This window comes from Saccharothrix coeruleofusca, assembly GCF_017876325.1.
In the GTDB taxonomy this organism is placed as follows: domain Bacteria; phylum Actinomycetota; class Actinomycetes; order Mycobacteriales; family Pseudonocardiaceae; genus Actinosynnema; species Actinosynnema coeruleofuscum.
Map to the genome: position 1 here is coordinate 3,790,353 of NZ_JAGINV010000001.1, position 19,833 is coordinate 3,810,185.

General features: G+C 70.4%; 18 protein-coding genes and 1 CRISPR repeat array. Of the genes, 5 read left to right on the forward strand and 13 right to left on the reverse strand.

What is annotated here, in order from left to right:
• Window positions 1–44 precede the first annotated feature (44 nt).
• On the reverse strand, window positions 45–1,247 hold the full coding sequence (locus JOF41_RS17130; RefSeq protein WP_209620202.1) for an FAD-dependent monooxygenase: 1,203 nt from the start codon (window positions 1,245–1,247) through the stop codon (window positions 45–47).
• Window positions 1,248–1,339: 92 nt separating this feature from the next.
• Between JOF41_RS17130 and JOF41_RS17135 the strand changes: the two genes are divergently transcribed.
• Both JOF41_RS17135 and JOF41_RS17140 read left to right on the forward strand, forming a co-directional pair.
• A complete protein-coding gene (locus JOF41_RS17135) occupies window positions 1,340–1,978 on the forward strand; it encodes a TetR/AcrR family transcriptional regulator C-terminal domain-containing protein (protein WP_244989605.1) in 639 nt (212 codons plus the stop codon).
• 186 nt (window positions 1,979–2,164) lie between these two features.
• A complete protein-coding gene (locus JOF41_RS17140; RefSeq protein WP_189225111.1) occupies window positions 2,165–2,563 on the forward strand; it encodes a hypothetical protein in 399 nt (132 codons plus the stop codon).
• 53 nt (window positions 2,564–2,616) lie between these two features.
• On the opposite strand, the gene JOF41_RS17145 is transcribed toward JOF41_RS17140, so the two are convergent.
• From JOF41_RS17145 to JOF41_RS17155, 3 genes are all read right to left on the reverse strand, one after another.
• The gene (locus tag JOF41_RS17145; RefSeq protein WP_209620209.1) at window positions 2,617–3,168 is read right to left on the reverse strand and encodes a carbonic anhydrase; all 552 of its coding nucleotides are present in this window, start codon (window positions 3,166–3,168) and stop codon (window positions 2,617–2,619) included.
• A gap of 33 nt (window positions 3,169–3,201) precedes the next feature.
• Window positions 3,202–3,669: a peroxiredoxin family protein gene (locus tag JOF41_RS17150; RefSeq protein ID WP_209620212.1), complete on the reverse strand. Its 468-nt coding sequence runs from the start codon at window positions 3,667–3,669 to the stop codon at window positions 3,202–3,204.
• A gap of 331 nt (window positions 3,670–4,000) precedes the next feature.
• Window positions 4,001–4,321 (reverse strand): hypothetical protein, encoded by a 321-nt coding sequence (locus tag JOF41_RS17155; RefSeq protein ID WP_189225108.1) that lies wholly within the window; start codon window positions 4,319–4,321, stop codon window positions 4,001–4,003.
• A 409-nt stretch (window positions 4,322–4,730) separates the two neighbouring features.
• Here JOF41_RS17155 and JOF41_RS17160 point away from each other — a divergent pair, with 409 nt between their 5' ends.
• Window positions 4,731–6,101 carry a helix-turn-helix domain-containing protein gene (locus tag JOF41_RS17160; RefSeq protein ID WP_209620215.1) on the forward strand — a complete coding sequence of 457 codons (1,371 nt, stop codon included), beginning with the start codon at window positions 4,731–4,733 and terminating at the stop codon, window positions 6,099–6,101.
• 394 nt (window positions 6,102–6,495) lie between these two features.
• Window positions 6,496–6,767: direct repeats of the CRISPR family, unit length 28 nt; unit sequence GTCTTCCCCGCGCGAGCGGGGGTGGTCC.
• 104 nt (window positions 6,768–6,871) lie between these two features.
• Here the strand turns inward: JOF41_RS17160 and JOF41_RS17165 are convergent.
• Window positions 6,872–7,678, reverse strand: coding sequence for an SDR family NAD(P)-dependent oxidoreductase (locus JOF41_RS17165; RefSeq protein WP_209620218.1), 807 nt, complete (start codon window positions 7,676–7,678; stop codon window positions 6,872–6,874).
• Window positions 7,679–7,743: 65 nt separating this feature from the next.
• Here JOF41_RS17165 and JOF41_RS17170 point away from each other — a divergent pair, with 65 nt between their 5' ends.
• A complete protein-coding gene (locus JOF41_RS17170) occupies window positions 7,744–8,127 on the forward strand; it encodes a MerR family transcriptional regulator (RefSeq protein ID WP_189225104.1) in 384 nt (127 codons plus the stop codon).
• A 721-nt stretch (window positions 8,128–8,848) separates the two neighbouring features.
• Here the strand turns inward: JOF41_RS17170 and JOF41_RS17175 are convergent.
• The 8 genes from JOF41_RS17175 to JOF41_RS17210 all read right to left on the reverse strand — a co-directional run bounded on the left by JOF41_RS17175 (window position 8,849) and on the right by JOF41_RS17210 (window position 18,797).
• Window positions 8,849–9,262, reverse strand: coding sequence for a hypothetical protein (locus JOF41_RS17175; RefSeq protein ID WP_209620221.1), 414 nt, complete (start codon window positions 9,260–9,262; stop codon window positions 8,849–8,851).
• 413 nt (window positions 9,263–9,675) lie between these two features.
• Window positions 9,676–10,458 carry a hypothetical protein gene (locus tag JOF41_RS17180; protein ID WP_209620224.1) on the reverse strand — a complete coding sequence of 261 codons (783 nt, stop codon included), beginning with the start codon at window positions 10,456–10,458 and terminating at the stop codon, window positions 9,676–9,678.
• 19 nt (window positions 10,459–10,477) lie between these two features.
• Window positions 10,478–14,998, reverse strand: coding sequence for an RHS repeat-associated core domain-containing protein (locus JOF41_RS17185; RefSeq protein ID WP_244989606.1), 4,521 nt, complete (start codon window positions 14,996–14,998; stop codon window positions 10,478–10,480).
• 158 nt (window positions 14,999–15,156) lie between these two features.
• Window positions 15,157–15,462, reverse strand: a complete 306-nt coding sequence (locus tag JOF41_RS17190) for a type VII secretion target (protein WP_189227795.1) — start codon at window positions 15,460–15,462, stop codon at window positions 15,157–15,159.
• Window positions 15,462–15,917: a YbaB/EbfC family nucleoid-associated protein gene (locus tag JOF41_RS17195; protein ID WP_189227794.1), complete on the reverse strand. Its 456-nt coding sequence runs from the start codon at window positions 15,915–15,917 to the stop codon at window positions 15,462–15,464. Before JOF41_RS17195 ends, JOF41_RS17190 begins: the two co-directional genes overlap by 1 nt.
• Before the next feature lie 3 nt (window positions 15,918–15,920).
• A complete protein-coding gene (locus JOF41_RS17200; protein WP_209620230.1) occupies window positions 15,921–16,694 on the reverse strand; it encodes a LysR substrate-binding domain-containing protein in 774 nt (257 codons plus the stop codon).
• Window positions 16,695–16,895: 201 nt separating this feature from the next.
• Window positions 16,896–17,468, reverse strand: coding sequence for a hypothetical protein (locus JOF41_RS17205; RefSeq protein WP_209620233.1), 573 nt, complete (start codon window positions 17,466–17,468; stop codon window positions 16,896–16,898).
• A gap of 399 nt (window positions 17,469–17,867) precedes the next feature.
• A complete protein-coding gene (locus JOF41_RS17210; RefSeq protein ID WP_209620236.1) occupies window positions 17,868–18,797 on the reverse strand; it encodes an AraC family transcriptional regulator in 930 nt (309 codons plus the stop codon).
• A gap of 21 nt (window positions 18,798–18,818) precedes the next feature.
• Between JOF41_RS17210 and JOF41_RS17215 the strand changes: the two genes are divergently transcribed.
• Window positions 18,819–19,826: an MBL fold metallo-hydrolase gene (locus JOF41_RS17215; protein WP_244989608.1), complete on the forward strand. Its 1,008-nt coding sequence runs from the start codon at window positions 18,819–18,821 to the stop codon at window positions 19,824–19,826.
• Window positions 19,827–19,833: the final 7 nt, after the last annotated feature.

Here is a 19,833-nt window from a genome sequence, read left to right on the forward strand (position 1 = left end):
GCGGCGGGGGCGCGATCCCGGCGGCCACGACGCGGGCACCGTCGTCACCGCGTCGTGCCGGACGAGACCGGGGCCCGCGGTGCGGTGGTGTCCGCCGTGATCCGGCGGTCGTGGACCTTGCGGAGCAGGTCGAGAGCGGCCGAGCGCAGCACCTCGGCCCTGCGGCTGGACGGGACGAACATCTGCTGCTTGAGCCGGGCGGCGCGCTGGTGCTTGGTGATGAAGGGGCGCAATCCCGCCTCCCAGGCGTCCAGGGCGGCGGTGAGGTCGTGGGGGTGCTCCCGCAACGCCGCGCCCAGCGCCGCGCCGCCGCGCAGCGAGGACGTGGCGCCCATGCCCGAGTAGAGGTTCATGCACCACGCCGCGTCCCCCACCAGCACGACCCGCCGCGCGCTCCACTTCGGCATCCTGACCTGGTGCACCGAGTCGAACAGGAAGTCGTCGGTCTGCTCCAGGGAGTCCAGGACGTGGCGCACCACGGGACTGTCCATCCCGGAGAAGACCGAGCGCAGCCGCTGGACCCGTGACCCGGTGAACTGCTCCTGGATGTCCTTGGTGCGGTAGGTCAGCAGCGTTGTGGGCGCGTGATCGGCGAACCCGAACACCCACACCGCGCGCTTGGAGCGCGCGTCGACGACGCTGTCGCTCGCCTCGAAGGAGGGCACCTGCTCCTTCAACTGGAAGGCGCAGATCATCGCGTTCCACTTCGTCAGGTAGTCCTCGTGCGGCCCGAAGGCGATCCGGCGCACGCTCGAACGCATCCCGTCCGCGCCGACGACCAGGTCGAAGTTCTCCCGGTACCGCGCACCGGTGTCGGCGCTCTCCAGCAGGACCTCCACCCCGGCAGCGCCCTCGGTGATCGCGACCGGGGTGGTGGCGAAGCGCACCTCGACGCCGTCGCCCGCGACGCTCCGCCACAGCGCGGACTCGATGTCGCCGCGCAGCACCGCCGCGGGCCCGTCGGGCTGGTCCAGGAACCTCGGAGCCGGTTTCCGCCTGCCCCTGCGGGTCAACGCCCACGTGCTCCCGTCCGGCTTCCACTCCGGGGTGCGGGTGTGCAGGTGGTCGACGACCCCCAGGTCGACCGCGGCCCGCCTGCCCTCCGGGAACAGCGCGATGAAGTAGCCGCCCGTTCGGCGCTCGGGCGCCCGCTCGACGATCACCGGCGTCCACCCCGCCCGGCGCAGCCCGATCGCCGCGGACATCCCCGCGATGCCGAGCCCGACCACCAGTGCCCTCTTCCGCATGATCGCTCCCCCTCCGGTCACGACGACCGGACTCTCCTTAACTAAGTTAAGCGGTACGGCCAGGGTGCCTGAACACCGTTAAGGTGTCAACCATGACCAAGGGCCTCACCAGGGAGCGGATCGTGGCGGCGGCGCTCGAACTGCTCGACGACAAGGGCATGGACGCCCTCACCGTCCGCGCGCTGGCCACCCGGCTCGACGTCCGCGCGCCCGCCCTGTACTGGCACGTGCGCAACAAGCAGGAACTGCTCGACGAGATGGCCACCGAGGTCATGCGCCGGGTCGTGGGCGCCCTCGCCGCGATGCCACCCGGCGCGGACTGGCGCGAGGACCTCGCCGCCTACGCCCGCGTCCTGCGCGCGGAATACCTGCTGCACCGCGACGGTGCCCGCACCTTCAGCGGCACGCGGATCACCGACCCGGACGTGGTCCGCATGAAGGAACCGTGGTTCGAGCGCTGGATCGCGTCCGGCTGGCGGCTCGCCGACGCCGCCGACGCCGCCGACGTGGTCACCGCGTTCGTCGTCGGCTTCGTCATCGAGGAGCAGGAACAGCGCCAAGCCGCCGAGACCGATCCGACGCGGTACTCGGTCGCCCACCGCGAGGTCTGGCTGGGCGAGGGCGCGTCACTGGTCAAGGAAGCCGGACGGCTCCACGACGACGGCGATCGGCGGTTCGAGCGGCACCTCGGCATCGTGCTGGACGGGCTCGCCACCCGGCGGAGCGGTTGAGGCACCCGAAGCCGCGATGAGCGCCGCCCCTGGCGGTGCAGGTCGCCCTCGAAGACCGGACACCGGGATTCACGCCGTGCGGCGGGATCTCGCCGACCTGGGAAACCAAGAAAAATCCAAGACCCGCCCAAGACCGGCGCGACACCATCGGCCCCGTTCCGCGACAGCCCACGGAGAGGGGTCCAGATGGCAGCACGACGATTCGCCACCGCGATCGGCATGGTGATCGCGCTGTTCACAGCCGCCGCGCTGGCGGCTCCGGTCGCGTCGGCGTCCACGGTGGTGAGCAGCGGCAGTTCGGCGAAGGGCGGCTACGGCGTGGCCGGCTTCACCGACGGGGCGCACCTGTACGCGTGCGACGAGGGGAAGCCGGACGGGATGCGCGCCATGGCGTTCCTGTGGGTCTCCGGCCACACGAAAGCCGTTGTCGCGCAGGACTTCAACGGGTCCAACGCGGAGTGCAGCGACCCGTACCTGGTGGTCGACTGGATCGAGGTCGGCACCTCGTACCGGCTGGAGGCCTGCATCCAGGACGGCGCGTCCGGCACGCCCCAGAAGTGCCGCTCGAAGTACGGCGTGTTCTGACCGGCCGTGCCGCCGGTGCCCTGGCAGCACGGGCACGGCGGCACGTTCCCGCATCAGTCGGAGGCCGGTTCACCGGGAGCGGCTGCCGCGATGATCGTCTCGACCAGACCGGTCTCCAGCTTCAGGACGTGCCCGGACACCGTGGCGACGGCGTCGCCGGTGATGAGCGGGCTCGCGAGCAGCCGCCGCACGTCGTGCCGGACCGTCCGCGACGGCTCCGTGACCGCCCTCGCGGCCAGCACCTCCTCGTCGGCCCCCGTGCGCTCGGCGAAAGCCCCGCGGAACCGGTGGTCGGCGAGCAAACCGGACCCGCACTGCGTGTGGTGGATGACAGCGACGTCGAGCCGGACGCCGAGCCGCATCGCCAAGTAGGCGATGTCCTCGACGATCCGGTCGTCGACGCGGCCGCCGACGTTGCGCAGCACCCCGGCGTCCCCGGTCCGCAGCCCCAGGAAGCCCGCGGGCTCGACGCGGGGGTCGACGCAGGTGAGCACCAGGGGCATCCGCTCGGGCATGCGAGCGGGGTCGGGCATCTCGAGGAGTCGGAGATCCGTGGTCGAGGCGAACTCGCGGTTGCGCTCGAGGAGGTCGTGGAATTCGGTCATGAAGTCATCCTTTGAACTTCTCCCACTGGTCCATCAGCGGACACGGGCGAGCGCGCCCAGGAGTTCATCGCGGTCGAAGCTGCGCGTCGGCAGGGTCGCCGTGCGCCGGTAGCGGATGGTGCCGTCGTCCGAGACGAGGAAGGTCCCGCTGTGCTGGACGGCCAGGAAGCTGCCCATGCCCACGGTGCCGTGGGCGGTTCCCGACGCCCATGCCGAAACCGCCGACGACGCAACGCGGTCGGCGAGCCGGCGCGCCTCGTCGACGTCTCCGGGCGCGACGAGGACGACCTCGGCTCCGCCCAGCTCGTCCGCCTCGGCGAGTTCGGCCAGCGCACGGGCGTGCTTGAGACACGCCGGGCACGTGCTCGCCCTCAGGAAGTAGACGACCGTGGTCGCTTTGGCACGCACGGCGTGCAGGTTCGTCCGGACGCCGCTCGGGTTGATCAGGGAGAAGTCCGGCATGAGGGTGCCGACGTCGGGGACCGCGGTGGTCTCGGCCATGAGGTGCTCCTGGGATGGTCGCCGATCGTGTTGCGACGGCACACGAGGATCAGATAGGCAACTAAGCTGCTTATATAGTCAACCTAGCTGCTCAATCTGTCAAGCAGGTTGCCCAATCAGCCTCGCGAGCACGCGAGAACCCCCGACAAGCCACTCCGACGAAGCCACTTTCCGCCCACAGCCCGAAAATCCGCCGCAACGGCCGTCTAACCGTCGCAAGTGGACATACGGACAGCAGGGACCAGCGCGCCAGTCCTCCGCGAGCAACCCTCCACCGGTAGCCCCGCAGCAGGCCGGCCACGACGCGATCGCGCTCAACGAGCGGAACAGGTCACCCCGCCCAGGACTCCCGAACGGGCGCGGGATGGACGGCAGGAGGCGTCGAGGTGGTCGATCCACCCACGGCGGTGACCGGGGCAGGCGCCGAAGCGGTGGGCGGCCACAGCACCGGGTGCAGGTCCAACGGCACCAGCAATCCCACGGGCACACCACCGTCGTGCAGGTGCCGGGCGGCATCGAGGAAGCTCGCGCACGGCCACGTCATGGTCGAGCACAGCGGACAGCGGGTCTGAGTGCCCGGCATCGGGAGGTGGGCGGCCAACTCGTCAACCGCCACCCCCACCCGCCCCAGCGGGCTGTCCACGTCAACCATCCGCGCGACCGCATCGCGCCACAGGCCCGCCACCGCGCTCAGCTCCGCTCGCTGCGGACACCGGCCCGGATCACGGCGACCCGGAGCGACCGTCCCACCGTCCCGGCACGCGGCGGCTCATCCGCGCGCGGACTGGGAACACCCCCGGTCAACCCGGTGCGCTCGGTCCTCAGGGCGGCCATCTCGCCCACCTCCGCTCCACCCATCCGGGAAGCACCAGCTCAGGTGCGGTGCCGCGACCCTGCCCCACGTCGACCCCGGCAGGCGAGAAGCCGCACTGCTCCCGTTCACCGCTCACCGCCCCGATCAGCAGCCCCGATCAGCGCAACCGATCGGTTTGACCGATCAGACCTCGGCACGGCCACACCCGCGTCGCTACCGTGATCGGCGGACCACGAGCGGAGGCCCCATGAACGTGCTGCCCCGCGAGCAGGCGCTCGACCCGCGCCTGTGGGAGACCCCGCAGATGCGCGAAGCACTGGCCCGGCACGACATCGGGCGGGTGTTCGCGCTGTTGCGCAGGTCGGGGGTGTCGCAGCGGCAGATCGCGGCACGCACCGACCTGCACCAGTCCGAGGTCTCCGCGATCACCCGCGGTCGCGAGGTGCAGGCATACCAGGTGCTGGCGCGCATCGCCGACGGCCTGGGCATTCCACGCGGCTACATGGGCTTGGCCTACGCCGGTGGTACGGCTGCTCCCCTGCCCTGCTCCCCCTGCTCGGACAGCGTGAAGGACGGACCCGTGCGTCGTCGTGAACTGCTCGGCATCGTCGGCAAACTCGTCGTGGGCTCGGCGCTGACCAGCGCCGACATCACCCTCATCAGCACCGACCCGCAACCCACACCGGTACCGGCGCGCCTGGGCGCCGCCGAGGTCGACCAGCTGCGGTCGCTGACCGCAGGACTGCGCGCCTACGACATCGCCCACGGCGGCGGCTCCTGCCGCGAGGCCATCCTCGCCCACAGCCGCTGGGCGGAGTCGTTACTGGGCGCCGACTGCACCGACCCCATCCGCAGGCAGCTGCTGGCCGCGGTCGCCGAAGCCAGGACCCTCGCCGGGTGGACCGCCCACGACCTGGGCCTGACCACCGAGGCCTACAGCCACCTGGTCCGCGCCGTCGAGCACACCCGCGCCGCCGGCGACCCCGCCCACACCGCCATCGTGCTGCACTACCTGGGCCGCGTGCCGCTGGACAACGGCGACCCCGACGAAGCCCTGAAGTACTTCCAACTCGGCCAGATCGCCGCCCAAGACGCCCACTCCCCCCTCGCCGTGGCCTTCCTGCACGCCAACCAGGCCGTCGCCTACGCCCACCAAGGCCACCCCGACCACGCCATCAGCTCCCTGCGCCGCGCCGAGAACGAATTCGCCCACGCGGGCACCGACGAACAGGACCGCCCCTTCGCCCGCTTCTTCGACCACACCGCCCTGGAAACCGCCGCCGCCCGCGTGCACAGCCACCTGGGCCTGCACGACCCCGCACACCGCGACCAAGCCATCATCCGCCTGCGCCGAACCCTCGACCACACCCCCGCAGACCACGCCCGCCAACGTGCGTTCAACCTCACCTGGCTGGCCACCTGCACCCTCGCCGCAGGCGACCCCGACACCGGCACCCAACTCGGCCACCAGGCACTCGACGCCGTACGCGCGGTCAACTCCACCCGCCTGCTGCACCACCTGGCACCCCTGGCCACCGAAACCGCGCACCACCGCCACAACAGCGACGTCAACGACCTCGCCCACGAAGTCCACCTGCTCCGATCAACCGCCGCTTGATCGGATACCGCGCGGGCCACAGTCCCAGCCGCCCACGTCACGACGCATCTCGCCGTCGCCCGGTGGCGCTGTTGTCGAGGCTGGACATCGCCTGCCGTCCGATCAAGCTTTCCGCTTCCCGATGACGTCCCTCGTGGTCAGCGATGAACCGACATATGGGTCCGGCCACGCCCTCAAGTACCTGATCGCGCTCACCGGATAGCCGACTGATCAACTACTTCAGGTCAAGCCGAGCCCGTCAAATCAGCGTGTCCGCTGAGCAGTTGGAGCCAGCCGCCGCAGGTACCCCGGTGAGTGCCCGCAGACCGGCCCCCTGTCCTGACCACTCAGTGCCAGCCCGCACAAACCGATGCCAAAACAGCGGAACGCCGTGTAAAGTGCCTGGTCAGAAAGTGTCTTCCCCGCGCGAGCGGGGGTGGTCCTGCCCGCGTGGAACAGCGAGGCCACCCAGTGCCGTCTTCCCCGCGCGAGCGGGGGTGGTCCACCTCCCCGCCGGCCGTCTCACCCGACCGGTCCGTCTTCCCCGCGCGAGCGGGAGTGGTCCGTACCGTGCGTTCCTGCGGTCGGAGGCGGACGCGTCTTCCCCGCGCGAGCGGGGGTGGTCCGGGCTGGGCCAACCTGCAGCCGGGCACCCGGCTGTCTTCCCCGTGCGAGCGGGGGTGGTCCCGCGACGCCGCGCTGATTACCGCCTACCGGATGGCCAGCGCCGCGAGGCAGCTACGACCAACGGGGAGAAACGCGCCATCCAGCGGATGCGTCGTTCCGGTTTGCTAATCGCCCTCTCGGGCCGCCTTGCGGAAGAACGCCCCGGTGATCCGGGCTGCCGCCTTAGGCGGGAGGACGCGGCCGAACATGAAGGCCAGAAGGGCGTTGACCCGACCGTCGACGACCACGGGGGCGCGGCTGCGCAGAGCAGCCATGACGGTGTCCGCGACCTGCTCGGGCTGCCGCGTTCCGGGAACGCGGCGGAGGTTCATCGGTGTAGCGGTCGAGCCGGGGCTGACCGCCACGACCCTGACTCCGGTGCCCCGCACCTCGTGCCAGAGCGATCGGGTGAAGGAGACCACGAACGCCTTCGACGCCGCATACGTGGCGTTGTAGGGCCCTGGCGTGTACGCGGCGGTGCTGGCGATGTTCACGATCGCGCCCCGGCCGCGAGCCACCATGGCGGGCAGGAACAGCGCGGTCGTTTCGGCCACTGCGCCGGCGTTGAGGTCGACCAGCGCGCGGATCGTCTGCGGATCGGTATCAGCGACCGCCCCGACCTTGGCGGCACCCGCGTTGTTAATCAGGATGTCGATCTCGATGCCCGCCTCCGCCAACTGCTTGGCCAAGTGAGTGGGGGCATCCTGTCCCGACAGGTCCAATGGCACGGGCAGCACGTCGACCCCGTGCTCGGCGTGCAGTCGCTGCGCCACGTCCTCCAAGCGGGCGGCGTTGCGCCCCACCACGACCAGGTCCATGCCCTGTGCGGCCAGCCGTTGTGCGAGGGCGGCTCCGATGCCCGTGCCCGCACCGGTGACCAGCGCGACGCGCCGATCGTTGTTCCGCTGTTCGCCCTGCTCATTCGCGCTCATGACAGCGACGCTAAACTTTCACGTTGACGTCAATGTCAAGTCCGGTGCGGCCAGGAGGTAGCGTCATGCGGATCGGGGAGCTCGCCAAGGCCACCGGGGTCAGCACCCGCGCGCTGCGGTACTACGAGGAGCAAGGTCTGCTGCTCTCCGAACGGCGCACCAACGGCTACCGCGAGTACGACGAGCAGGCAATCCGCCAGGTGGCCTTCATCCAGGACCTCTACCGCGCGGGCCTGCCCTCCGAGGTCATCCGGGAGGTCATCCCGTGCGCCGGGTCGAAGCAGCCCACCGGCGACTGCGCCGCGCTCGTCGCCCGTGCCCGGCAGGTCCGCGACCAGTTGGCGCAGCAGGAGCAGCAGCTCGCCGAGCGACGCCGGATGCTGGAGCGCTACCTCTCCGGCGCTGCGGTCCCGACCGGCCTGGCCACCTCGCCTTCACAAGACTGCTGACTCGTCAACAGGGGCAGAGGACGTGCCTCAGGGTTGTCTTCCCCGTGCGAGCGGGGTGGTCCCCCGAGGCCGTGCCGGTGGAGAAGCGCTGGCACGTCTTCCTCGCGCGAGCGGGGGGCGCTGGAACAGCTTGGCGTCCGGATTTTCCAGCGCGTCTTTCCCGCACGAGCGGGGATGGTCCGGCGGCCAAGGCCCTGACCGACGCCGAGACCCGGTTTTCCCCGCGCGAGCGGGGATGGTCTCTGTTCGACGGCCGCCGCCCGGTCAGCAGGCGTATCTTACCGCGCGAGCGGGGTGGTCCATGGTGGAGCCTCGCCCGGTGGATCGACTGGTCTTCCCCGCGCAAGTGGGTCCGGGCGGTCCCTCTCCGCGCTTGACCGCCCCGTGGCCGGGCGTGCTCATGACCGACTGGCCTCCGCCAAGGCGGATGACGACACCCTGATAGTCGGCATCCCCACCATCGGCGGCCTGTGCTACCAGGGCACTCCAACCATCCAGCCCCATTGCAAAGTCCCGACCCCACCAACCACACCCAGGGACAAGGCGAAGACCGGCATCAACGGGTCCGCAAGCCGTCGAGCGCCCCATCCCCCACCCCTCAAAAACGGGAAGACCCCAGCCACCGGCTACCGGGCACGGCTGACCGATACCGCCCGCGTGTACTCCGGTGTGCCGCGCCGATCAGCACGGGGAACATGGACGTCGTCCAGGTTCAGCGGGCTCAGGTCGCGACCCGCCCCAGCAACGCGCTGGCCCTGGTCGGGCGGGTCGATCCGGAGTAGAACTGGCCTGAGTCCCATTCGGTCTTCGCGGTCTCGGCAAACGCCTCGTCGAACGCCTCCAGCACCGTCGTCCCGGCGTGACGGGACACGAACACCTGCGGCGACAGCGAGGCTTTCCCCACCTTCAGCGCGCTCGGCGTGGGCAGCGAGTACTCCACATCGACGGTCCCGTACCAGGGGTCGCACCGCGACGCCATCGCCCGCAGCAGCTTGACAGCCCACTTCTCCAGCCTCCTCCCGGACAGGCGCTGCGACCTGTCGCGCAACTGCTCGGGCCACCCCAAGGCGCCCGCGGAGATCGAGACCGCGATCGGGTGACGGTCCTCGTGGCGGTTATGCAGGTACTCGACCACGACCAGACCGTGCTGACGGTGCCGAAAACCCGCTTGTGCCACCCGCCATGCCCGCTCGCCACCCGCGATCAGGCCCTCCAACCGCTCCGGCCGGACCCCCGCCGTCTCCGAATGCCCTCGTGCGAGCCTGGCAGCAGCGGAAAGAGGCGGAGACCGCGACGAGGCCGCCCGTGTGCCTGGTCGGAAAGTGACCGTGAGCGATCGGAGGTGGTCCGTGGCCCGGAAGTGCTCGTCGGGCCGGCGTGTCGTGAGATCGTCGCAGTGGTGGCTCAGTTTCCCGCTCCGGCGCCCTCACCGGAGGGCACGACTCGCACCACCACGACCGGAACGCCCGATCGTAGGAGCGCAAGCCGGAACGCCAATGCCACTTCCGGTACCGCGCGCCGACCGGCCCCGGTGACCGGGGCGCGCGGTCAGCTCTTGTCGATCGCGGACTCGCCCGACGTCCGGTTCGGGCCGTAGAGCACTCGCTTGGTGAACTCGACCAGGTCGTCGAAGTCCATCCGCTCCGCTGCCGCGTTCTCCGGACCTTCCTCGATCGCGGTGTAGTGGGTGTTCTGGAACGTCACCCGCCACACCCGCCGTTCGAAGTTCTCGAACTCGACGAAGCCGTCCTCCCGCTCGGGCAGAGCGGCGAACTCGTGGACGACCCTGGACGGGTTGGCGAAGCCGCGCTCGGGGATCTCCCGCCCGGATGCGGCGCGGTGGCGCATCTTCAGGTACGGGTTGGGTTCACGGTCCCACCTGGACGGTTGGGCTCCTGCCGCACGCGTGTAGCGGTAGGCCGCGTCGTCCTCGGTCTCGGCACCGGAGAACTCGCAGCGATAGGCCGGGAACACCGCCCTGGTCACCTCGTGCACCTCGGGCTTGTCCGACTGGTACTTGTGTATGTCGGGGCTGACCGCGACCACCGTGTCGAACCCGAAGCCGGGGTGCTCGAAGCCTTCCACGACCACCAGGGGGCGCTGCGGCGGTGCGATCAACTCGGCGTCGTGCTCCCGCGTGAACGTGATGACCGCACGTGCCAAGCCCTCGTCGTAGGAGTTGTGCGCGTAGCACTGGAAGGCGTGCTTGCCGTCGCGGCTGAGCACCGCGGAGTGGCCGAACTTCGGCGCGTGCGTCCAGAACCAGGCGTCGGGCACCCCGTCGATCGGCACAGCTCCAGGGATCGCCGCGAAGGTCGCCGCCAGGTCCACGTTCCGTCCTCCGAGGGCGTCAGGTGCAGGAGTAGTTGGGGCCGGGTGGTGTATCGCTGTAGCGCTCGGTCAGCTGGGCACCGCGCCGGGAGTTCTCACTCCTGGTCATGGCTTCCATGTCGTCGGTCTGGTTGTACCACGCCTCGCGCTGGGCACGGGTCTGATCGTAGCCCTCTTGGTTCCAGTGCTGTACGACAGCCGGGTTGTGGTCATAGGTCAACTGGTCGAACGGGATGGTGTTTCCGTTGGCGTCGACCCAGGTGAGCTGGTCGCGTGGAATGGGCACGCCGCTGGCGTCTACAGGGCGCGCGCCCTGCGCCTGTCCTTCCAGGGTCCAGTTGGTGGCCATCGCGTCGTGCGTGGAGTCCCAGTAGGTGTGCGGGTACTCGGTGCTGCGGTTGTGCGTGCTGCTCGGCGGCGCGTTGGGATCGGTGGCGTACCGGCCGTCCGGTCCCCGGTGGCCTGCCAGGCCGAACGGGTCGCAGACCACGAGCGGGTTGACGACGTAGGTGTAGTGGTTGGCCGAGGGGCGCAGTCCGACCGGGTCAGGGCTGAGATAGCGAGCGGTCGTGGGGTCGTAGTAGCGGTGGAAGTTGTAGTGCAGGCCGGTCTCGCGGTCGTGGTACTGGCCGGGGAAGCGCAGCGGGCAGTCGGTGCCGCCGCGCGAGTGCAGCGCCAGTTCTTCGCCCCACAGGCTCTCCGTGCGGTACCAGGAGACCCTGCCATCCGGCCCGACCAGTTCGGTGGGTGTGCCGACCAGGTCGGACACGATCGCGTGGAACTTGGTGTCGATCACCTCGTCCGGCGCGCTCGCGAGCCAGGACCGGCTGGTCTGGGCGAGAGGTTCGCCGGTGCCGCCGCGGTAGTCCCACGACGTCGCGGTCACCAGACCGGCGCGGGTGTGCCGCTGCTCGGCCAGTTCCGCGCCGTCCCAGGCGAAGGTGGTCTCGTCCAGCACCGTGCCGTGCTCGTCCAACCGCTGCTTGGCCACGCGCCTGCCGAGCGGGTCGTAGAGGTACCGCCAGGTGGCGCCGTCCGGTGTGGTGGCGCCGACGAGCTGGTGGTGACCGCTCCACCGGTAGGTCCACACGCGCAGCTGACCGGACAGGGTGCGCCGGGTCTGGCGGACCAGGCGGCCCGCGTCGTCGTACTCGTAGCTGGTGCGTCCCGCACCGCGCAGCAGCAGACCGTCGAGCACGCGAGGGCCTGCCGAGTCGGACGGCGTCGCGGGTTGTGCGGCGGCCAGGTTGCCCAGCGCGTCGTAGGTGTACTGCTCGCGCCAGGTCGCCCCGGTGACACCCGCGACGCGGCCCGCCCGTGTGAGCTCGTACAGGCGGTCGCCGCGCAGCCGGTCGCCGATCGCCGTGGCCACGCCGTCCGCCCGGTAGCGATAGGTCCGCTGCTGCACCGGCACGTAGTGCTGGGCGGGCACGTCGGGCGTGGTCGGGTCCGGTGAGGGATGCGCCCACACGTTCTGCGCTGCCAAGCGGCCTGCCGCGTCGTAGGTCTGGGTCAGCGCGGCGCGCGCCCCGAGGCGGCGGGCGACTTCCCGGCCCGCGAGGTCGTAGTCGAAGTGCAGCGCGCCCGCCGTGCCGATCAGCGCCGCGGGCTGCTGCGTCGGTGTGTACTGCCACGTGGTCTGCGCACCGGAGGGCGTGGTGCGGCGGACGCGGCGGCCGAGCAGGTCGTACTCGTTGCGCACCGCCCGCCCGTCAACCGCTTCGAGCACGGGGCGGCCCAGTGCGTCCCGCTCGTAGACCACCTCGGTGACGCCGTCACCCGCGCGCCGCAGATAACCGGCAGGCGTGTACTCGAACTCGACCGGCCGCTCCCCCGCGACGCGCTGCACGAGGATCCGGCCGCGCGCGTCGCGCACCAGCTCCAGCACGGCCCCGCCAGCTTCGGCACGGCCCACCTGGCACCCGGCGGCGTCGTAGCGGTAGGTCACCTCGCGGCCGGTGAAGTCGTTCTCCCGGACCAGGTTGCCTGCGGGATCGTACTCGTATTCCCAGGTCAGCCCCAGTGGGTTGATCACCTTGACCAGTCGCAACTCGGTGTCGTACACGAACGCGTACCGGGTGCCGTCCGCACCCGTGCGGGCCACCGGCAAGGTGAACGGGCCCACCTCGAAGGTGGTTCTGGCGCCGTCGCCGGAACGGCTGGCGAGCAGGTTGCCCTCGGCGTCGTAGGAGAAGTCCTGACGGGTGCCGTCCGCGGAGACCTGCCAGGCGAGCCTGCCCTCGACGGTCCAGCCGTAGCGGGTGACGGCGCCGTCGGGTCCGGTGGTGGTGACGAGCCTGCCGAACCCGTCGAGGTCGTAGCGGGTGGTGGCGCCGAACGGCGTGGTGGCCGACCTGGGACGGCCCGTGGCGTCGCTGGTGAATGTCGAGCGGGTGCCGTCCGGGGCGGTGGTCGCGATGAGGTGGCCGCGCGCGTCGAGCTCGGAGGTCGTCACCGCTCCCACCGGGTCGGTGGTCGTGAGGACCGCGCCGGTGTCGGAGTAGGTGTGCCGCCACTGGACACCACCGGGCTGGACCACGCGAGTCGGCATCCGCCAGCGCTCGTCGTACTCGATGGACGTGACCGTGCCGTCGGCGTGCTCCACCCGAACGACGTCGCCCTCGTCGTTGCGCACGTACCGGGTGGTGTTGCCCAGCGCGTCGGTGCGCGACAGCAGGCGGTGGTAGCGGTCGTACTCGGTGGACTCCTCGTTGCCCAGCGGATCGACCACCTTGGTGAGGTGGTTGTGCACGTCGTAGTGGTAGTGCGTGACGTGCCCGAGGCTGTTGGTGACCGAGGTGATCCGCTTCCGCAAGTCGTAGTGGAACTCGGCGTCCAGATGGCCGCCCTCGCTGTGCCCGCGCGCCACCCGACCATCCGCGCGGTACTCGTAGTCGTAGCGGAACCCGTTGCGGTCGACCCACGCGGTGATGCGGTCGGATTCGTCGTACTCGTAGCGGTACGGCAGGCCACTGGAGTTGACGATGCCGGTCAGCCTGCCGCGCTCGTCGTAGAGGTAGGACACGACGGCGACACCGTGTCCCTGCTGGTCGATCAACCGCAGCCCCGCGACGCGCGGGCCTCTCGGCCCTTCCACGACGTCGACGGCGATGTAGTAGCCGCCGGAGTGGCGGACCGCCAGCGGCAGGCCCGCCGGGTCCCGCACGTAGGCGACCTCGTGACCGTCGCGGTCGGTCAGCGCGGTGATCAGCCGGGTGCCACTTCCGTCGGCACCCGGTCCGAAGTGCCGCACCCAGCCCGATTCGGGGTCCTCGACGCGGTAGGTATCGCTTCCGGTGTCGTGGCTGAGCGGCCACCGCGCGCCGTGTCGCGGCAGCACCGGTCCCTCAGCCAACCGCGGGTACGACAACACCTGCGCGTCGTCGCCGAGGTACCGGATTCCGTCGTCGGTCACCTCGAGGCGCTGATCCAGCGTGGAGGACCAACCAGGCCCGTGCAGGCGTCCCTCGCCGTAGTCCGAGGCGTAGGCACGGCGCAGCACCAGCGGCAGGAGACCGGGCAGCGCGACGTCGACTTTCGAGGTGATCATCTGGCCGGACACGACGTCAACCGGGTCGCCGCCCTTGCCGTCGCAACCGCCATTGCCCTCCGAGCGCTGCCCCCCGCCGTCGCCGTCACGCGGCGGTGGGTTGTCGCCCCTGGGATTGCCGGTGCCGGACGAGTCTGGTTTTCCGTTGGGACTGCCCGACGTGCCATCGCCCGGACTGCCCGACGGGCTGGTGGCACCGCCGGAGTCGGCGCCGTTGGGACCGCGGGTGGTGGGCGCCTCCGCGCCCGACTGATGGGTGGAGGGGCCGTCCGCGCCGGACGAGGACGTGGTCCCGTCCGTCCCACGCGGTGCCGCCGACGGTCCGCCGTGGCCTGACGGCGAGGTCGTGCCGCTCGGGCTCGTCGTGCCGCTCGGGCTCGTCGGGGCGTCACCCCCGCGCATGAGCTTGGCCAGCTTGGCCATGATTTCATCGAGCTTGTCGATGACCTTGCGAATGCGTGGCGCGACGTTGCCGATGGTCTTGACGAGCTTGCGGATGAGGTCGCCGATCTTGCTGACCACGCGGGAGATCGCGTTCACCGCTTGGCCGACGATCACCGGTGTGGCCAGCCCTAGAGTGGCCACGGCCTCCAGCGCCCACGCGATGAGCCTGCCGATCAGCTCGGCGACGATGTCGCGGACCGTCTCGCGGACGAACGCGACGACCTCGCCCATGATCATGACGCCGGCGGAGACGCCCTCCGCGAGCACGCCCGCGCCCGCCACCGCGTCGGCGACCTGCGCCGAGTGCGAGCGGTAGGCGTCGGCTGCGGACCCGATCCAGCCCGCCGTGCCGTTGTTGGCCTCATTGGCGTAGTCCTGCGCGATGCTCGCGACTTCGGTGGCCACGTTCGCCCACGTCTCGCTGAAGGAGCGGATCACCGGTGGATCGCCCGCCAGCCAGTCCAGTGCCTCCTTCAGCGGTTGGACGTGCTCGATCAGCCAGGACACGCCGTAGGAGGCGAGCGTGCCAATCGGATCCACGACCATGCTGAGCACTTCGAGGCCGACACCGACACCACCGAGCCCGCCCGCGACCCAGTCGCCGCTGGCCAATCCGCCCGCGAGCCCCTGAGCCGATTCGAGGATCCCCACACCGGTGACAGCCGTTGTGTCGGACTGCGGCTGAGCGACCAAGGGGTTCTCGGTCATGACGGACCGCCGAACCGAGCGGCCTCCGCGCTCTCCTGAGCCCCGTAGGATTCGGCTGTCCTGCGCATCCGCTCCGCCGTGTCGGCGATTGCCTCGACCCCCTTGGACAGGGCGGTGACCCCCGTCTCCTCGAACGGCTGGAGCATCGCCGCGAACGGTTGGCAGATCACGCCGTAGGCGCTGTCGTTCATGGTCACCTGGCGGGCCGCGTCGACCGCCGCGCGGAGCCGCTCGGCGAACCCGTCGACCTTGCGGGAGTGCGCTGCGAGTTCATCGACCAGGACTTCGTACCCGGCTGCCATCAGCGACCACCGTCCATGAAGCTGTTGTTGCTGAAGTCCTCGGGATCATCGGGGGCGCGCCTGGGCCGCGGATCCGTCCCCGGCGCGCTCTCGGGCCCGGGGAAGTTCGCCCTGGCCTCGGCGAGCAGGTGCCGAGTCGTGGAGTCCTCCCCCACCGTGTGCGACATGATCTCCGCCAGGCGCTCGGGGTAGCGCGACTGCGCCTGCCGCATCGCCTCCATCACGGCGGCGGCGATGCGCTCGGGCTCCATCTGCCGCACCTTCGCCGTCATCGTGACCCCGGTGGGGATGCCGTTCGCGCCGACCGTCACCACGACCGCACCGTCCGCCGCCGAACCAGTGACCGACACCTGCTGCACTTCACTGCTCATCGCCCGGTAACGAGCGGCCTTCTCGGCGGCGTTGCGCTCCCAGTCGTCGACCATGCGCTCGATGTCGGACAGCGATCGATCCATGATTCACCCTTCGGCGGAGAACCTGCCAGCCGATCCTCCATGACGCCGTGCGAGACGTCCTCGAGTTGCCCCCGCGCCACCCGTCCGGCCTACCGCGGCGGAATTCCGCGCATCGGTGCAAGTCAACCGGGGCGACCGGTCACATCGAATAGCGGCGCGGCTTTCCGGACGCCCAGCGGAGCCGCGCCTGCCGACAAGCCCATCCGGGCAGTTCGTGGCGTCCGCACCGATGCCACGCAGGGCAGTTGTGCTGTGCCTGCTGCCCATGAGCGCTCGGGACGAGGACTTGGGATCCCCGCGCTCCGTCAGCTCCGACTGCCGGTGCATCGCCCGGACCACTTCGACGGCCACGACTTCGACGGCGGGCGGCACTCGGCTTCCTCGCCGCAGGGCGAGCAGGACGTCGCGGGAGACCTCGGGATCGGTGAGACGGGCACCGGTGACTCGTCCGGCCGCCACGTTCTCGGCGATGCTCGCGGCCGGGAGGACGCTACACACGTCGGTGGTGGCGACCAGCTTCTTCCGCACGAGCATCGAGTTGGTCTGGCACGTGATCGCGGGCTCGACACCAGCGGTGCGCAGTGCCTGGTCGATCAGGCTGCGCAAGCCGTGCCCCTCGACGGAGAGCGCCAGCCCTGCCGGAACAGGCGGGTCCAGGGCACCGTGCCGTGGTCGGCGAAACCGTGCGGGGTGGTGCGACCGCCCACGACGTCCCACTGATTCCAGCAGCGGTGCGGCGACGAGTTCGACAGCGCTTTCCAGCAGGTCCGATGTCACGATTCCCGGACGAGCTGCCGGTGCGGCCGGATCTCGGCCCTGGCCCGCTCCAGTTCCAGTCGGCCCTGGTCCGCTCCAGTTCCAGCGGAGCGCGCCGCGCCCGCCTGAGCGAGCTACCCGTCATCATCCGCATCGTCACCACCCTGGAGCGCTGCCGTACCGGTCAGCACGGGGCGTCGACGTCGTCCAGGTTCAGCGGGCTCAGGTCGCGACCCGCCCCAGCAACGCGCTGGCCCTGGTCGGGCGGGCCGATCCGGAGTAGAACCAGCCCGAATCCCATTCGGTCCTCGCGGTCTCGGCAAACGCCTCGTCGAACGCCTCCAGCACCGTCGTCCCGGCGTGACGGGACACGAACACCTGCGGCGACAGCGAGGCTTTCCCCGCCTTCAGCGCGCTCGGCGTGGGCAGCGAGTACTCCACATCGACGGTCCCGTACCAGGGGTCGCACCGCGACGCCATCGCCCGCAGCAGCTTGACAGCCCACTTCTCCAGCCTCCTCCCGGACAGGCGCTGCGACTTGCCGCGCAACTGCTCGGGCCATCCCAAGGCGCCCGCGGAGATCGAGACCGCGATCGGGTGACGGTCCTCGTGGGGGTTGTGCAGGTACTCGACCACGACCAGACCGTGCTGACGGTGCCGAAAACCCGCTTGTGCCACCCGCCATGCCCGCTCGCCACCCGCGATCAGGCCCTCCAACCGCTCCGGCCGGACCCCCGCCGTCTCCGACCGGTCGGCGAGGTCGGAGGAGAAGACGAACGCGACGTCACGGGGCACCAGGTAAACAGTGCCCTCGGGCTCACATCCCACCTGCCGCACCGCCTCGCACGCCTGCGCGAAACACTCGATCTCCGTGCCACGCGGGTACACCGCGACCGTCAGGTGCGGTGGGTGGGGGTACAGGCGGACCACTGTCGCTCCTTCACGAGGTTGAGCATCGCGCCGACTTGGCCGCAGTTCGAGCGAAGGCGATGGCCGGTTGATCGGTCGTCTGATCGAAGTGGACCACGAACGGCTTGCCCTCGATACGCCCGATGCACGCACGCGTCGGGTAACGCTGCTGTTCCGTGGAACCGTCTTGGGACTGTCCCACGCAGCGTGCTGTTGTGACTGCGCAAGGCATCCTGGCCTGTCGCTGCACGGGCACGACGCGGGGCCGGGTCCGCTTTCCGGAAGTCACCGCATGGCGGACCGTTCCACGGCCTGGACTCGATACCGCCCCGGTGTTACGCCGAACTCCTTCTCGAAGGCGTGTGAGAGCGAGTACGGACTGCTGTAGCCGACTCGGCCTGCGATGGTGGCCAGGGTGTCCGAGGTGTTCCGGAGCTGGGTGGCGGCGAGGATCAGCCGCCACCACGTGAGGTAGGCCATCGGCGGGCGACCGACCAGGGTGGTGAACCGGCGGGCCAGGGTGGGGCGGGAGACGCCCGCCTCCGCGGCCAGGCGGTCGTTGCTCCACGGGGCGGCCGGGTTCGCGTGCAGCGCCCGCAGGGCGGCGGCCGTCACCGGGTCGCCCAGCGCCCGTGGCCACGTTCCGCTGGTGTCCTCGGTCATCCAGGAACGGATGATGTAGACGAGGAGGAGGTCGAGCAGGCTCGGCAGCGCGATGCAGGAGCCGGCCCGCTGCTCGTCCAGCTCACCGGCGAGCAGGTCGATCGCGGCGCGGAGTTCGAGGTGGCTGCCCACCCGGTTGGGCAGGTGGACGACTTCGGGCAGCTCCGTCATGAGCGGGTGCAGGCGGCTGCAGTCGAGCCGGTACTTGCCGCAGACCATCTCCGTCGTGCCGGGCTCGGGTTGATCCCGCGATCCCGTCCCCGCCACCCACTGCTCGAACGGCACCGCCTTCTGCCCGGCGATCGTCGCGTCGATCGGGGAATCAGCGATCACGTGGCCGGCGCCGTGGGGCAGCAGGACCGCGTCACCCACGCCCAGGTGCACCGGGGCGCACCCGTCGGGCAGCAGCCAGCAACTGCCCTTCAGGACGACGTAGAAACCCGCGCCGTCGTACGGGTCGAGCCGCGCGCACCAATTTCCCCTCGTCCGCACCCGGTGGGACGAGGGGTACCCGAGGTGCACAGCGGAGATCGCGTCGCTCACCACATCCACTCGCGCAGGATATCCCCACGTATGAGGCGTGAGACGAACGCTTATCCGGATGAGCAGAACGCGCATTGTGAGGGTCACTTGACCTTTCTTAAGGTCGAACACGTGACGACTGAGGACGAGCGCGTGCAAATGATGGTGCTGGGGGATGTCGAGGTCGTCCGGCTCGTGGAGTGGCAGAAACCGTTCGCGCCCGCTTCCGGCATCGTGCCGGAGGCGACCGCCGAGGTGTGGCAGGACAACCAGGACTGGCTGGCGCCGGACCACTGGGACCCGGACAGCGGGTGGGCGGTGCTCGCGCTGCAGACGTGGGTGCTGCGCAGCGGTGGGCGGACCGTCGTGGTCGACACAGGAGCGGGGAACGGGCGGGAGCGGCCCGGCATGCCGCCGTTCCACCGCTGCCAGGGTGATTTCCTCGGTCTCCTGGCCAGGGCAGGGATCCGCCCGCAGGATGTCGACGTCGTCGTCAACACCCACCTCCACGTCGATCACGTCGGCTGGAACACCGTTGACGCGGAAGGGGAATGGGTGCCGACGTTTCCCAACGCCCAATACCTCATCCCTGCGGCGGACGACTTCCACTACGGTCCCGACAACGGGTACGGGAACGGTCTGCAAGTGGTCGACCGCATGATCTACGAAGACAGCGTCGCGCCCGTCCACCGGGCCGGGCAGGCCGTGCTGTGGGACGGTCTGCACCGCATCGACGAACACCTCACGCTGGAGTCCGCGCCCGGCCACACCCCCGGTTCCTCCGTGCTGCGGCTCGCGTCCAAAAGCGACCGGGCCGTCTTCGTCGGGGATCTGGTGCACAGCCCGGTCCAGCTCCTGCGCCCCTGCTGCAACAGCAACGCCTGCCTGGACCCGGAACAGGCGGTGGCCAGCCGTCGCCGGATTCTGCAGCGCGCGGCTGACGAACGCGAGCTGCTCGTCCCCGCGCACTTCGGCGGTGCGGGTGCGGTGGAAGTCCGGCAGGCGGGTGACGGGTTCGTCCTGGGCCCGTGGGCGGCAGCCAAGAGCGTCAACCCCTGAGCGAGCC

Excerpts from the sequence above, each read along its gene's own strand:
- JOF41_RS17130 (WP_209620202.1), bottom strand. The coding sequence starts at position 1,247 with ATGCGGAAGAGGGCACTGGTGGTCGGGCTCGGCATCGCGGGGATGTCC.
- JOF41_RS17135 (WP_244989605.1), top strand. The coding sequence starts at position 1,340 with ATGACCAAGGGCCTCACCAGGGAGCGGATCGTGGCGGCGGCGCTCGAA.
- JOF41_RS17140 (WP_189225111.1), top strand. The coding sequence starts at position 2,165 with ATGGCAGCACGACGATTCGCCACCGCGATCGGCATGGTGATCGCGCTG.
- JOF41_RS17145 (WP_209620209.1), bottom strand. The coding sequence starts at position 3,168 with ATGACCGAATTCCACGACCTCCTCGAGCGCAACCGCGAGTTCGCCTCG.
- JOF41_RS17150 (WP_209620212.1), bottom strand. The coding sequence starts at position 3,669 with ATGGCCGAGACCACCGCGGTCCCCGACGTCGGCACCCTCATGCCGGAC.
- JOF41_RS17155 (WP_189225108.1), bottom strand. The coding sequence starts at position 4,321 with ATGGTTGACGTGGACAGCCCGCTGGGGCGGGTGGGGGTGGCGGTTGAC.
- JOF41_RS17160 (WP_209620215.1), top strand. The coding sequence starts at position 4,731 with ATGAACGTGCTGCCCCGCGAGCAGGCGCTCGACCCGCGCCTGTGGGAG.
- JOF41_RS17165 (WP_209620218.1), bottom strand. The coding sequence starts at position 7,678 with ATGAGCGCGAATGAGCAGGGCGAACAGCGGAACAACGATCGGCGCGTC.
- JOF41_RS17170 (WP_189225104.1), top strand. The coding sequence starts at position 7,744 with ATGCGGATCGGGGAGCTCGCCAAGGCCACCGGGGTCAGCACCCGCGCG.
- JOF41_RS17185 (WP_244989606.1), bottom strand. The coding sequence starts at position 14,998 with ATGGTCGTGGATCCGATTGGCACGCTCGCCTCCTACGGCGTGTCCTGG.
- JOF41_RS17190 (WP_189227795.1), bottom strand. The coding sequence starts at position 15,462 with ATGGCAGCCGGGTACGAAGTCCTGGTCGATGAACTCGCAGCGCACTCC.
- JOF41_RS17195 (WP_189227794.1), bottom strand. The coding sequence starts at position 15,917 with ATGGATCGATCGCTGTCCGACATCGAGCGCATGGTCGACGACTGGGAG.
- JOF41_RS17215 (WP_244989608.1), top strand. The coding sequence starts at position 18,819 with ATGAGGCGTGAGACGAACGCTTATCCGGATGAGCAGAACGCGCATTGT.